Raw genomic sequence first — 12,114 nt, forward strand, 5'->3', positions numbered from 1 at the left:
ACCTGGGGAGACGAACAAGGCCCCTGCTATCGTGCGCCGATGTCAACGATCAGACAGTTCCAAGTGACCTTCGACTGCGCCGAGCCTGCGCGCCTCGCCGCCTTCTGGTGCGAGGTACTGGGGTACGTCGTGCCGACGGACGTCCCCGAGGGCTTCGCCACGTGGGAGGAGTACCACCGCTCGCTGCCGCCCGAGGACGAGATCTACTTCGGGTGCACCGACCCCTCGGGTGCGGGCCCCCGCTTGCTCTTCCAGCGCGTCCCCGAAGGCAAGGTCGTCAAGAACCGCGTGCACCTCGATGTGCGGGTCGGCACCGACCTCGTGGGGGACGAGCGCCTTGCCACCCTCGAGGCCGAATGCGCACGCCTGATGGCACTCGGCGCGAAGCACGTGCTGACGCAGCGCGCCGACGGCGTCAACGAGTCCTGCATCACGATGCAGGACATCGAGGGCAACGAGTTCTGCCTCTGCTGATTCTCCTCCGAGAGGGGGAAGCGGGGAGACAGGCCGCGGTCTGCCCTCGGTGAACACCCGCCCGCGCGGGCGCCACGGTCATTACCGTCGAGTCGCATGACGACGATCACAACCCGTACGGTCTCGTACCCGGCGGACGGCCTGACGATGATCGGACATCTCGCGCTCCCGGCCGGTGCCGGGCTCCGGCCCGCGGTCCTGGTCGGACCGGAGGGGGTGGGGCTCAGCGACGTCGAGCGCGGGCGGGCCGAGGCCCTGGCCGAGTTGGGGTACGTGGCGCTGGCCTTCGACCTCCACGGCGGACGCTATTTCGACGACCCGGAGGAGATGCTGGCCCGCTGCATGCCGCTGCTCGCCGATCCCGACCGCATGCGGGACATCGGACACGCCGCGCTCGACGTGCTGCGCGCCGAACCACGTGCCGACCCCGACCGGATCGCCGCCGTCGGCTACGGCACCGGGGGCGCCATCGCGCTGGAACTCGGTCGCGACGGTGTCGACCTGCGGGCGATCGGGACCGTCAACGGCCTGATCACAGGCCGACCGGGCGAGGCGGCGCGCATTCGCTGCCCGGTATGGGCGGGGGTGGGGTCGGAGGACCCGATCATGCCTCCCGCGCAACGGGAGGCGTTCACCACGGAGATGCGGGAAGCGGGTGTCGACTGGCGACTGGTGGTCTACGGAGGAGCCCTTCACGCCTTCCACCACCCACCGGTCGACCACGCCGCGCCGCCCGGCGTCGGCCACCACCCACGGCACGCGCAGCGCGCCTGGCAGGACATCGTCGGCCTCCTCACGGAGTGCCTGCCCCTCGCGGGGTGAGCCGATCGGCTTCCTGACGACCGTTCCGTCCGCAGCGTCGTCCTCGTCGAGGTCCGGGGCCCCGGCGTGGCGCATCAGGCGCGGTGCCCCGGCGGCGGCCGGACGTGAGACGCAGGCACGTGGGTCGGGTGACCGTTCCTCTCCGTCCAGCACGCCCGTACCGAGCGCTGGTCGGGGGCGGTGCGGGGCGGCCGTGGAGCCTCGGCCCCCTGGGGGTCCGAGGCTCCTTCCCGTCGACCCGCGCTCGGGCGGGCCGGGCGGCGGGCGGTCAGGCCGTGGCGGGGAAGCGGTCCCAGGCGCGGTGGGCCGCGAGCAGTTCGATCAGCTGGGGCAGGCCCTCGGCGGCCTCCGAGAGGACGACGCCCGGTTCGTCGGCGGAGATGCCGGCGGCCTCGAAGAGGGCCTCGGCGCCGCCCCAGCCGGCGAGTGCCTTGCCGTGCCGGTACGCCTCGGTGAGCAGGGCCAGGACGCGCGGGTCGCTGGGGGCGGGCCGCGGGTCCGCGGCCTTGGCGTCGCGGGCGCCGAAGGCGTCGGCGCCCGCTCCGGGCGACCCGACGAACGCCAGGGCGTCGAACTCGACCGAGCGGGCGGTGGCGAAGGTGCGCTGGACCGTGACCGGGTCGCCGTCCGATCGGAGCACCCCACCGGACGGGGCGACGACCAGCGGCACCATGCCGGCGTCGAGCACCGCCTCGCGGGCCGCGCGGACGGCGGCCACGTCCGCCGCGGGGTCCGTCACGATGCCGACGACGCGGCCGTCCACGGGCCAGGTCCGGCCGATCTGCGACAGCGCGGGGCTGGGACGGACGTCCGCGAGAGGCTCGGTGGGGGCCGGTGCCGACAGGCCGAGTCCGGCCGCGACCTGGGCGCACAGTTCGCCGTCGATGTTGGCGAGCACGGCCAGCGTGCGCTCCTTGACCGCCTGCTCGTAGCACTTGCCCAGTTCGAAGGTGTACGCGGCGATGATGTGCTCGCGTTCGGTCGGCGTCATGCTCTGCCAGAACAGGCGCGGCTGCGAGAAGTGGTCACCGAAGGAGGCGGGCGCCTCGCGGACCTTGCGTCCGGTCGGGACCACCACCGGGACGTCGATGAACGCGCCGGTGTCCGCGCCGGCGAAGAAGGGGCAGCCGCCGTCGAGGCTGTTGGGCTTGTAGGGGGCGGCGCCCCGATGCACGGCCGTCTGGTGGAAACCGTCGCGGAGCATGTCGTTGACGGGGGCGTGCGTGCGGTTGATCGGGAGCTGCGGGAAGTTGGGACCGCCGAGGCGGGTCAGCTGCGTGTCCAGGTAGGAGAAGTTCCGGCCCGCCAGCAGCGGGTCGTCGGTCGCGTCGATGCCCGGGACCAGATGGCCGGTGTGGAAGGCGACCTGTTCGACCTCCGCGAAGAAGTTCGACGGATTCGCGTTCAGCGTCAGGAGGCCGATCGGCTGCACCGGCGCGAGCTCCTCCGGCACGAGCTTCGTCGCGTCGAGGAGATCGATCCCCTCGAACGTCTGGTCCTCGGTGTCGGGGAAGGCCTGGATGCCCAGCTCCCACTGCGGGAACGCACCCGCCTCGATGGCGTCGAAGAGGTCACGGCGGTGGAAGTCGGGGTCCACCCCGGCCAGGATCTGCGCCTCCTCCCAGACGAGGGAGTGGACGCCCAGCTTGGGCTTCCAGTGGAACTTGACCAGCGTCGTGGCGCCCTCGGCGTTGACGAGGCGGAACGTGTGGACCCCGAAGCCCTCCATCATCCGGTACGAGCGGGGGATGCCCCGGTCGGACATGTTCCACAGGGTGTGGTGCGTGGCCTCGGTGTGCAGGGAGACGAAGTCCCAGAACGTGTCGTGCGCGGACTGGGCCTGGGGGATCTCCCGGTCGGGGTGCGGCTTGCCGGCGTGGATGATGTCCGGGAACTTGATCGCGTCCTGGATGAAGAACACCGGAATGTTGTTCCCGACCAGGTCGTAGACGCCCTCCTCGGTGTAGAACTTCGTCGCGAAGCCCCGGGTGTCACGCACCGTGTCGGCCGACCCGCGCGAACCGAGGACGGTGGAGAACCGTACGAAGACGGGCGTCTCGACGTCCCGGGCGAGGAAGGCGGCCTTGGTGACCGACTCCGCGGTCCCGTAGGACTGGAAGACGCCGTGCGCGGCCGCGCCGCGGGCGTGGACCACGCGCTCCGGGATCCGCTCGTGGTCGAAGTGCATGAGCTTCTCGCGCAGGTGGTGGTCCTGCAGCAGCACCGGCCCCCGCGGGCCGGCCTTCAGCGAGTGGTCGGTGTCGGCCAGCCGCACGCCCTGGGCGGTCGTCAGGTACGCGCCGCTCTGCGCCATGCGGGCCCGGTCCGCGCCGGTGGGCTGCCCCGTCGGCCCGACCGTCTCGGGACCGCTCTGATCGGCCTTCGGCGGCAGCGGCTCGGCCGGCGTCGTCGGCTCGACGAGCTGCGGGGAGGCGGAACCCGGCTTGCCGGGCACTCCCTCCTCCGGCCCTTCCGCCGGATCACCGCGCACGACATCGGCGATCTTGTCGACGACGGCCTTCGCCGGATTCTTCTCTGACATCACCACTCCAGACGCAGCAGGGGGAGCCCTCGGGCCATACACGTGTGACCTGCGTCCCGCGCGCCGAAACCCGCCTTAGCCTGTCTGACGCGCCCCCCGAACCCCCACCGACTCCTCTTCCACCGGATGCCTCGCCCGGGTGGTGCGGAACCCGGTGCGGGTGCCGACGAAGGGGCGGAAGGGGCGCCGCCCCGCTACGTCCCGGATCAGGAGCTCGACCGGCCCGGTCGTTCTGCCGGGGCGGGCGCCGGCGTGCGCGGCTGTCGCGGCTGGTCACCGGTCCGCGGGGAGAGGGGCCGTTCGAAGAAGGTCTCCAGGACCACCGTGGCCTGCGTTCCGCTGACCCCGTCGATGGCGTAGATGCGGCGCAGGACGTCCTGCAGCTGCTCGGTCGTCGCGGTCCTGACCTTCACCAGCACCGAGGCGCTGCCGGCGATGACGTGCGCCTCCATGATCTCGGGGAGCGCGGCGAAGGCCTGCGCCGAATCCCCCATCCAGGACGTCGAGTCGACCATCACGTAGGCCAGCACGGCACTGCCCACGGCGGCGGGGTCCACCTCCACCGTGGTGCGCCGGACGACCCCGCGCTCCCGCAGCTTGCGTACGCGTTCGTGGGCGGCGCCGGCGGAAAGGCCGACGGCCCGGCCGAGCGCGGCGTAGGACTGGGTGGCGTCCTGCTGGAGCTGGGCCAGCAGTTCGCGATCGATGTGATCCACAACTCCCCATTCGGAATCTCCTTGCGGAGACCATATCTCATCTTGCAATCTTCGCCTGAAGCCGATCGACGTTCGGCATCTGACGGTTCTTGTGAGGAGTGGACTCCATGAGTGGCGAGCGCCCCGGGCTGTACGAGATGTTCGACGACCGGTTCCGCGCCGGGAGGTGCATGAACGGCGACGAGGCCTTGGAGGTCCTGTACACGGGCTGCCGTTGGGCCGAGGGGCCCATCTACGTGCCGGCCTGGCGTCAGGTGGTCTGGAGCGACATCCCCAACGACCGGATGCTGCGCTGGGACGAGGAGACCGGCGCCGTCGGCGTGTTCCGCCGCTCCGCCGGACACACCAACGGCAACACGCTCGACCGAGAGGGGCGGCTGATCACCTGCGAGCAGGGCAACCGCCGGGTGACCAGGACCGAGCACGACGGAACCCTCACCGTGCTGGCCGACCGCTGGCGGGGCAGGCGCCTCAACAGCCCGAACGACGCGACCGTGAAGTCCGACGGCTCCGTCTGGTTCTCCGACCCGGACTTCGGCATCACCAGCGACTACGAGGGATACCGCGCCGAGAGCGAGATCGGCTCCAACAACGTCTACCGGATCGACCCCGACACCGGTGAGGTGCGGCTGGTGGCGGACTCCTTCGGCGCGCCGAACGGGCTGGTCTTCTCGCCCGACGAGCGTCGGCTGTTCGTCTCCGACACGCGCGCGGGCTCCATTCGGGTCTTCGACGTCCGCGACGACGGCACCCTGTCCGAGGGCGGCGTCTTCGCCGAGGCGGGACCCCGCGCGAAGGCCCGCTTCGACAACCTCCGCTTCGACGACGACGGACGGCTCTGGGTCGCCGCCATGGACGACGGCGTGCACTGCTACGACCCCGACGGCACCCTGATCGGCCGCCTGAACGTCCCCGAGGCGGTCGCCAACATCTCCTGGGGCGGCGCCAAGCGCAACCGCCTCTTCATCGCCGCGGAGACCAGCCTGTACTCGGTGGTCATGGGCGTCACCGGCACCCACCCGACCGGACCCGGCCGACGACCCTGGCTGTAGCCGACGCGCCGGTCTCCTCCCGTCGGCCCGTCGCCACCCCGCCGAGGCGCGCGGGCCGCGGACGGGGCGCGGCTCACCCCGCCGGAGTGGCGGCGCCCCGGAACGTGCGCCGGTACGCCAGCGGCGAGACGCCGATCGCCGCGTGCAGGTGCTCGCGCAGAGAGGTCCCGGTGGCGAAGCCGACCCGCCCGGCGATGTCGTCGACGGGCAGGTCGGTGGTCTCCAGCAGGTGTTGCGCCCGGGACACGCGCTGCTGGATCAACCACCGCCCAGGACTCGTCCCGACCTCCTCGTTGAACCGGCGGATGAAGGTGCGCAGGCTCATCCGGGCGTGCCCGGTGAGCTCTGCCAGCGTCAGCGGCTCGTGGAGGTTCTCCAGCGCCCACTGGCGGGTGGCCGACGTGCCGTTCGCCGACGGCGGCGGCACGGGGTGCTCGATGTACTGGGCCTGGCCGCCGTCCCGCCAGGGCGGCACGACACACACCCGTGCCACGTGGTTCGCGACGGCCGCGCCGTGGTCCCGCCGCACCAGGTGCAGGCAGACGTCCACGCCGGAGGCTGCGCCCGCCGAGGTCAGCACATCGCCGTCGTCCACGAACAGCACGTCGGGGTCGAGCTCGACCGCCGGGTACCAGGACCGGAAGACGTCGGCGACGGCCCAGTGGGTGGTGGCGGGCCGGCCGTCGAGCAGTCCGGCCGCCGCCAGCATGAACGCGCCCGTGCAGATCGACACGATTCGGGTCCCGGGCCGGACCGCCGCGAGCGCCTCCGCCGCCCCCGGCGGCAGCTCGCGCGAGATCCGCGACAGCTCGAAGGGCGGCAGCAGCACCGTGTCCGCCGTGGCGAGAACCTCGGGACCGTGCCCCACCGTCACCGAGAAGTCCGCGTTCGTGGCGACGGGCCCGCCGTCGACGGAACAGGTCAGCACCTCGTAGCGGTCCTGGAGCGCGCCGAAGACCCGGCTCGGGATGCCGAGCTCGAAGGGGTACACCCCCTCCAGGGCGAGGACGACGACACGATGCACAGCGGTCATGGCACGATCCCGTTGTAAGTTGGCATTCATGCCATGGTACGTGGGAGGCGCCTTCCGCGAGGCTGGTGCCCATGACGAACCACGCCACCATGCGCGCCATCACCCAGGACACCCACGGCACCCCCGAGGTGCTGAAGCAGACCGTGATGCCGCGCCCCGCGCCCGCCCCGGGCCAGATCCTCGTCGCCGTGCGCGCCGCCGGGGTGAACCCGACCGACTGGAAGCACCGCGCCGCCGGCCTCTTCCTCGACCGTCTGCCGCTGGTCCTCGGCTGGGACGTGTCCGGCGTCGTCGAGGCGGTCGGCTTCGGCGTCACCCTCTTCAAGCCCGGCGACGAGGTCTTCGGGATGCTGCCCTACCCGCAGGGCGTCGGCTCCCACGCCGAGTACGTGACGGGCCCCGCCCGCGCCTTCGCGCGCAAGCCCGCCGGCATCGACCACGTCCAGGCCGGGGCGCTGCCGCTCGCCGCCCTCACCGCGTACCAGGCGATCGTCGACACCGCCGCGGTCCGCGCCGGACAGCGCGTCCTCATCCACGCGGCCGCCGGCGGGGTCGGCCACCTGGCCATCCAGATCGCCAAGTCCCGCGGCGCGCACGTCATCGGCACCGCGAGCGCCCCCAAGCACGACTTCATCCGCTCCCTCGGCGCCGACGAGGTCGTCGACTACCGCACCACCGACTTCCGCGACGCCGTCCAGGACGTCGACATGGTCCTCGACCCGCTCTCCGGGGACACCCGGGCCCGCTCCCTCGACGTCCTGCGCCCCGGAGGCGTCCTCGTCTCCCTCCTGCCGGGGACGGACCCGGACGAGGCGGCGAAGGCCGAGGCCCGGGGGGTCCGCGTCGAGACCCTCCTCGTCGAGGCCGACCACGCCGGCATGAGCGCGGTCGCCGACCTGGTCGCCTCCGGCGCCCTGCGCGCCCACGTCGAGGCCGTCTTCCCCCTCGCCGACGCGGCCGAGGCCCACGCCCTGGGCGAGACGGGCCGCACGACGGGCAAGATCGTGCTCACCGTTTCCTGAGCCACGACACCGCTCCCCGGGCCCGAAGGGACACCCGCCTACAGCGACGACCGGCCGGACAGGTCCTGGCCGAGGAACGCGAACGGGTTCGAGAACGAGGTCGGATCGCTCACGCGTACCAGGGCGAGTTCACCCGGTTCGGTGCCGGATCCGTACACCACCACGTCCGTGTGCGCGACGCGTCCGCGTGCGATCCAGTAGCCGTTGGCGGCGTTCCGCCAGAGTTCGAACGTCGCGGGCACTCCGTCCACGGTGAGGGTGACGGGTTCGGAGGCGGGCAGGTCGGCCGGGAGATTCTCGTCGGGGTAGTGGTAGTGCTCGACGGCCCGTTCCATGGCTTCGCCGGTCTCCGCGTTGCCAGGGGACGCGCTGAGGACCGTGAGGTGTGCGACCTCGGGATCGAAGTGCGGGGAGCCGAACCACAGGTACACGTGGGAGTCGCCGCTCGTCCGGTCGTGACCGTGGCCCGTGACCTGTCGCGATTCCGGCCAGTCGGCGTCGACGGCGAAGACGTCGAGGCCTGCCGCCGCGCCGAAGATGCCTTGACCGTTCATGGGGCCTCCCGTGTGTCCGACCGTGATCAGGCATCCTGCCACCGGGCCTGAACCGGCGCGAAGGCGGGGCGAGTTCGGCGGCGGGCGCGGCGCCCGGCGTGGCGGCACGCGCCCCGGCGAAGCCGGCCGTGCCGCCCGTGCTCACCGACCCCCGTGGAGGCCGAGGGCGCCCGGGCGGGGGGCGCCTCCGCCGCCCAGGGCCGGGCGCCGCTCCGTGGGGCGGGCCCCTCGGCCGGTCGCCGCTCCGTGGGGCGGGCCCGGAGCGGGGGGCGCCCCGGCGGACCGAACCGGGCCCGGACCTCGCCGGATTGTTTGGCCGGGGTCTCGCTGGTCAGGCGGGAGAGCATGGAGAATTCACTGCGGCTGTTGATCGCCCTGTGCGGCTCCGCGCTGGTCGCGTACGCCGTCGTGCACGTGGCCGACCTCGCGGCCCGGCGCGTGGACGCGCGGCGCCCCGGCACGCCCCTGTGGGGGTTGCTGCGCCGGTGCCGGACCCCCCTGTTCGTCGTCCTGTTCACCGCCCTGCTCGGCTGGGCGATGCGCACCACCGGCTGGACGCCCGCGCAGGACCACGCCGGGCTCGTCGACCGGCTCCGGGTGCTCTGCCTGATCGCCAGCGGCGCCTGGCTGACGGTCCGCGTCGCCACCGCCCTGGTGGAGTCCTCGTACGCGCGCTACGCCGGGCGCACCCTGGACCGGGCGCGGGTGCGTCGGGTGCGGACCCAGATCACGCTGATCACGCGCGTGGTGTCGGTGGCCGTCGGGGTGATCGCCGGCGCGGTGGCGCTCGTGACCTTCCCGTCGTTCCGGGCGCTGGGCACGTCGCTGCTGGCCTCCGCCGGAATCATCGGCATCGTGGCGGGCGTGGCCGCGCAGTCGACCCTCGGCAACCTCTTCGCCGGCTTCCAGATAGCCTTCGGCGACATGGTCCGCATCGGCGACACGGTCGTCGTCGACGGGGAGTGGGGCCTCGTCGAGGAGATCACCCTGACCTTCCTCACCGTCCGCACCTGGGACGAGCGGCGGGTGACGCTGCCGGTCTCGTACTTCACCTCGCGCCCCTTCGAGAACTGGTCACGCGGCGGTGCCGAGATGACCGGCACGGTCTTCCTCCACTGCGACCACGCCACTCCGGTCCCGGCGCTCCGGGCCCACCTGCGAAGCTTCCTCGACGAGTGCCCCGGCTGGGACGGCCGAGGCTGGGACCTCGCCGTCACGGACACCTCGCCCACCGGCATCACCGTCCGCGCAATGGTCACGGCGAAGGACCCGGACGAGCTGTGGACGCTGCGCTGCGCAGTCCGCGAGGAGCTCGTCAGGTGGCTCGCCCGGGAGCACCCGGTCGGCCTGCCGAAGATCGTCATGGGCCCGCCCCCGCACGACGAGGACGAACCCGCGTCCCTGGACTGAGGCGCTCAGCCGCGCCCGCCGTCCTCACGCCGCTCGTCGGGCGTGGACCAGGAGTCGTCGCGGGGCGCTGCCGGCTGCGAGGCCGCGGGGTCGCCGACGGGGCGACGCCGGCGCGCCACGCGGCGGGAGCCCCACCAGAAGGCCCCCAGCAGCAGGACGACGACGACCACGCCGATGACGAGGGCGAAACCGAGGGCGTTCGAGCCCGCCGAGGCGAGCGCGGGTGCGGCCGTGTGAAGGATTGCGCTGGTCATGGGCGCCTTCCGGGTCGGGAGCGGGCGGGCGGCCGACCCTGCGGGCGGGCCGCGCGACGGAACACAGGGCGCGTCTCTCCCGTACCGGGGCCCGCAAACGTACCGGACGCCCCGCACCGCGGCGGGGCGTCCGGCAAGCTGGGGGCATGACCGTCCCGTACGGTGCCGCCGTCGTCCTCCGTCCCTCGGCCCCGGAGGATGTCCCCGCACTCGCCGCCATCCGGGCCACGCCCGAGGTACGCGTCCGCTGGCGGGGCGAGGACGACCTGGCGGCGGAGGTCGCCGCCGACCTGGAGGACCCCGACAAGCGCTGTCTGACGATCCGGTTCCAGGACCGGATCGTCGGCATGATCCAGTGGTACGCCGAGGACGAGCCGGACTACCGGCACGCCGGGATCGACCTGTTCCTCGACCCGGCGGTGCACGGCCGGGGCCTGGGGACGGACGCCGTCCGCGCCCTCGCCCGCCACCTCGTCGACGACCGGGGCTTCCACCGGCTGGTCATCGATCCGGCCGCCGACAACGCGGCGGCCATCCGCTGCTACGAGAAGGCCGGGTTCCGCCCCGTCGGGGTGATGCGCCAGTACGAGCGGGGCGCGGACGGCAGCTGGCACGACGGCCTGCTGATGGACCTGCTGGCGGCGGAACTGGTGCGCTGAGCCGGCCGACGCCGAACGCCCTCGGGACGCGGCCGACCGCCGCGGCCCCCGCCGCCACCCCATCCGCCGGGGCCGCTGCCTCGCGGTTCCAGCGGGCGTCGGCCGACCCGTCCGGCCGAACCTCGTGGTCGGGCGATGAGTTTCCCTGCCCGTCTCTGTCCTCCCTGGTGGACAGTGAGGAAAAGGAAGGGAAGGCAGGGATGAGTACCAGGACCCGCATCACACAGGTGGCCACGGTCGGGATTCGCGTGTCCGACCAGAGGAAGGCGACCGGGTTCTACGTCGGCACGCTCGGTTTCGAAGTACGCCGGGACGTGCCCTTCGGCGACGGCCGCTGGATCGAGGTGGCACCGCCGGGAGCGGCGACGACACTCGCTCTCGTCCCCGAAGGGCTCCCGACCGGCATCCGCCTGACGACCCTGGACGTCGACGCCGACCACGCGGACCTGCGGGCACGCGGTGTCGACGCGGACGCGGAGGTCCTGCGGATGGGACCCGCGGTGCCGCCGATGTTCGCCGTGCGCGATCCGGACGGCAACCACCGGATTCTCGTCGAACACTCCTGAACGGGCGGCCACGTCATGCACAAGCAGTTCACCGCGACCCTGCGGAAGAGCCCGGCCAAGGGCGGCTGGACCTACGTCGTGTGGCCCGAGTCGGCCGCGTTCTTCGGCACCCGCGGCCTGGTGAAGGTCCGGGGCACGATCGACGGCCACCCGTTCCGCAGTTCGTTCATGGCCCTGGGGGACGGCACGCACAAGCTGCCGGTGAAGGCGGACGTCCGGAAGGCGATCGGCAAGGAGGAGGGGGACACCGTGACCGTCGTCCTGCAGGAGCGCCTGGACACCTGACCGGCTGTCAGCGATTACCGAGGAACTGGATCGTGAGTTCCAGGAAGTCGTAAGGATCGCCGTCCTTCGGAAACTCGACCAGCGCCAATCCGCCCTTGCCCGACTCGAAGCAGAACCGGCTGCCCGCCTCCAGGGTTTCCAGGTCGATCCCGCCGATGAAGCGAGTGACGGACCGGCAGGTGGCGAGTGTGCCCGGCTCCTCGGGCTTCAGTGCCACGATCCGTGAGCCGTTGATCGCCCAGAACTCGTCGAAGTCCCGGTAGAAGTCCAGGGTGTCCGCGTCGTACCGTTCCACGGCGGGCGCGGGTCCGCGTAAGCGGAACCCGTAGTCCTGGGACAAGGTGATCAGGGTGCCGTCGACGGCGGGATGCGAGGAGGGGGCCGCCGACGGGCTCGGCGCACCGCCCGTACCCGGGGTCGCAGCGGTGGACGGCACCGCCGGTGCGGCCGTCGGGGTCGTTGTCGGCGGCGGCGAGGGAGTCACGGTGACGTAGACCGTCTCCGTGCGCGCGGTGGGCGACTTGACGAGCGCCGGCAGGCCGAGGAAGCCGAGCGCCACACCGGCCACCGCGGCGACCGCGGAGATCAGGGCTGCCCACTCGCCCAACCGTCCGTTCGACCGCCGAGATCCCTCCGAAGCTCCGTCCCCCGGCCCATCGGGCGGGTTCTGCGGTGGAGGGGGCGTCCCGGGCGGTACGGGCCGGGCGCCCGGGGTCCCCGAATCG

Annotated in this window: 14 protein-coding genes; 8 read left to right on the plus strand and 6 right to left on the minus strand. The window is 72.7% G+C overall.

From position 1 onward, the window contains the following. Nucleotides 1–39: 39 nt before the first annotated feature. Together ACFZCF_RS16495 and ACFZCF_RS16500 are read left to right on the plus strand one after the other, a co-directional pair. Nucleotides 40–474 carry a VOC family protein gene (locus ACFZCF_RS16495; protein WP_391286996.1) on the plus strand — a complete coding sequence of 145 codons (435 nt, stop codon included), beginning with the start codon at nt 40–42 and terminating at the stop codon, nt 472–474. A 96-nt stretch (nt 475–570) separates the two neighbouring features. Further along, on the plus strand, nt 571–1,296 hold the full coding sequence (locus tag ACFZCF_RS16500) for a dienelactone hydrolase family protein (RefSeq protein ID WP_391286997.1): 726 nt from the start codon (nt 571–573) through the stop codon (nt 1,294–1,296). A 268-nt stretch (nt 1,297–1,564) separates the two neighbouring features. Here ACFZCF_RS16500 and ACFZCF_RS16505 read toward each other — a convergent pair whose 3' ends face one another. Beyond that, a complete protein-coding gene (locus ACFZCF_RS16505) occupies nt 1,565–3,838 on the minus strand; it encodes a catalase (RefSeq protein ID WP_391286998.1) in 2,274 nt (757 codons plus the stop codon). 206 nt (nt 3,839–4,044) lie between these two features. Then, complete coding sequence (locus tag ACFZCF_RS16510) at nt 4,045–4,554, minus strand: Lrp/AsnC ligand binding domain-containing protein (RefSeq protein WP_391286999.1); 510 nt, start codon at nt 4,552–4,554, stop codon at nt 4,045–4,047. 107 nt (nt 4,555–4,661) lie between these two features. Here ACFZCF_RS16510 and ACFZCF_RS16515 point away from each other — a divergent pair, with 107 nt between their 5' ends. Further along, a complete protein-coding gene (locus ACFZCF_RS16515) occupies nt 4,662–5,606 on the plus strand; it encodes an SMP-30/gluconolactonase/LRE family protein (protein WP_391287000.1) in 945 nt (314 codons plus the stop codon). Between the two features lie 73 nt (nt 5,607–5,679). On the opposite strand, the gene ACFZCF_RS16520 is transcribed toward ACFZCF_RS16515, so the two are convergent. Continuing rightward, nucleotides 5,680–6,639, minus strand: a complete 960-nt coding sequence (locus ACFZCF_RS16520) for a helix-turn-helix domain-containing protein (protein ID WP_391287001.1) — start codon at nt 6,637–6,639, stop codon at nt 5,680–5,682. 89 nt (nt 6,640–6,728) lie between these two features. On the opposite strand from ACFZCF_RS16520, the gene ACFZCF_RS16525 reads away from it, so the two are divergent. Then, nucleotides 6,729–7,661, plus strand: coding sequence for a zinc-binding dehydrogenase (locus ACFZCF_RS16525; protein WP_391287099.1), 933 nt, complete (start codon nt 6,729–6,731; stop codon nt 7,659–7,661). Between the two features lie 38 nt (nt 7,662–7,699). Here the strand turns inward: ACFZCF_RS16525 and ACFZCF_RS16530 are convergent, their stop codons facing one another. Further along, nucleotides 7,700–8,215, minus strand: a complete 516-nt coding sequence (locus ACFZCF_RS16530; RefSeq protein ID WP_391287002.1) for a hypothetical protein — start codon at nt 8,213–8,215, stop codon at nt 7,700–7,702. 345 nt (nt 8,216–8,560) lie between these two features. Here ACFZCF_RS16530 and ACFZCF_RS16535 point away from each other — a divergent pair, with 345 nt between their 5' ends. After that, complete coding sequence (locus ACFZCF_RS16535) at nt 8,561–9,625, plus strand: mechanosensitive ion channel family protein (protein WP_388449316.1); 1,065 nt, start codon at nt 8,561–8,563, stop codon at nt 9,623–9,625. Between the two features lie 5 nt (nt 9,626–9,630). Here ACFZCF_RS16535 and ACFZCF_RS16540 read toward each other — a convergent pair whose 3' ends face one another. After that, entirely contained in the window at nt 9,631–9,879 is a 249-nt protein-coding gene (locus ACFZCF_RS16540; protein ID WP_391287003.1) for a DUF6479 family protein, read from the minus strand. 146 nt (nt 9,880–10,025) lie between these two features. On the opposite strand from ACFZCF_RS16540, the gene ACFZCF_RS16545 reads away from it, so the two are divergent. The 3 genes from ACFZCF_RS16545 (at nt 10,026) to ACFZCF_RS16555 (ending at nt 11,389) form a co-directional block, all read left to right on the plus strand. Next, entirely contained in the window at nt 10,026–10,538 is a 513-nt protein-coding gene (locus ACFZCF_RS16545; protein WP_391287004.1) for a GNAT family N-acetyltransferase, read from the plus strand. A 200-nt stretch (nt 10,539–10,738) separates the two neighbouring features. Next, nucleotides 10,739–11,104, plus strand: coding sequence for a VOC family protein (locus ACFZCF_RS16550; RefSeq protein WP_391287005.1), 366 nt, complete (start codon nt 10,739–10,741; stop codon nt 11,102–11,104). A gap of 15 nt (nt 11,105–11,119) precedes the next feature. Then, nucleotides 11,120–11,389 carry a DUF1905 domain-containing protein gene (locus ACFZCF_RS16555; RefSeq protein ID WP_391287006.1) on the plus strand — a complete coding sequence of 90 codons (270 nt, stop codon included), beginning with the start codon at nt 11,120–11,122 and terminating at the stop codon, nt 11,387–11,389. Nucleotides 11,390–11,396: 7 nt separating this feature from the next. On the opposite strand, the gene ACFZCF_RS16560 is transcribed toward ACFZCF_RS16555, so the two are convergent. Further along, nucleotides 11,397–11,996, minus strand: coding sequence for a hypothetical protein (locus ACFZCF_RS16560; RefSeq protein ID WP_391287007.1), 600 nt, complete (start codon nt 11,994–11,996; stop codon nt 11,397–11,399). Nucleotides 11,997–12,114: the final 118 nt, after the last annotated feature.

It is taken from the genome of Streptomyces sp. NPDC007945 (genome assembly GCF_042958885.1).
In the GTDB taxonomy this organism is placed as follows: Bacteria; Actinomycetota; Actinomycetes; order Streptomycetales; family Streptomycetaceae; genus Streptomyces.

What these genes read in the sequence shown, in the direction of transcription:
- ACFZCF_RS16495 (WP_391286996.1), top strand. Translation starts at nt 40, where the DNA reads ATGTCAACGATCAGACAGTTCCAAGTGACCTTCGACTGCGCCGAGCCT.
- ACFZCF_RS16500 (WP_391286997.1), top strand. Translation starts at nt 571, where the DNA reads ATGACGACGATCACAACCCGTACGGTCTCGTACCCGGCGGACGGCCTG.
- ACFZCF_RS16505 (WP_391286998.1), bottom strand. Translation starts at nt 3,838, where the DNA reads ATGTCAGAGAAGAATCCGGCGAAGGCCGTCGTCGACAAGATCGCCGAT.
- ACFZCF_RS16515 (WP_391287000.1), top strand. Translation starts at nt 4,662, where the DNA reads ATGAGTGGCGAGCGCCCCGGGCTGTACGAGATGTTCGACGACCGGTTC.
- ACFZCF_RS16520 (WP_391287001.1), bottom strand. Translation starts at nt 6,639, where the DNA reads ATGACCGCTGTGCATCGTGTCGTCGTCCTCGCCCTGGAGGGGGTGTAC.
- ACFZCF_RS16525 (WP_391287099.1), top strand. Translation starts at nt 6,729, where the DNA reads ATGCGCGCCATCACCCAGGACACCCACGGCACCCCCGAGGTGCTGAAG.
- ACFZCF_RS16530 (WP_391287002.1), bottom strand. Translation starts at nt 8,215, where the DNA reads ATGAACGGTCAAGGCATCTTCGGCGCGGCGGCAGGCCTCGACGTCTTC.
- ACFZCF_RS16535 (WP_388449316.1), top strand. Translation starts at nt 8,561, where the DNA reads ATGGAGAATTCACTGCGGCTGTTGATCGCCCTGTGCGGCTCCGCGCTG.
- ACFZCF_RS16540 (WP_391287003.1), bottom strand. Translation starts at nt 9,879, where the DNA reads ATGACCAGCGCAATCCTTCACACGGCCGCACCCGCGCTCGCCTCGGCG.
- ACFZCF_RS16545 (WP_391287004.1), top strand. Translation starts at nt 10,026, where the DNA reads ATGACCGTCCCGTACGGTGCCGCCGTCGTCCTCCGTCCCTCGGCCCCG.
- ACFZCF_RS16550 (WP_391287005.1), top strand. Translation starts at nt 10,739, where the DNA reads ATGAGTACCAGGACCCGCATCACACAGGTGGCCACGGTCGGGATTCGC.
- ACFZCF_RS16555 (WP_391287006.1), top strand. Translation starts at nt 11,120, where the DNA reads ATGCACAAGCAGTTCACCGCGACCCTGCGGAAGAGCCCGGCCAAGGGC.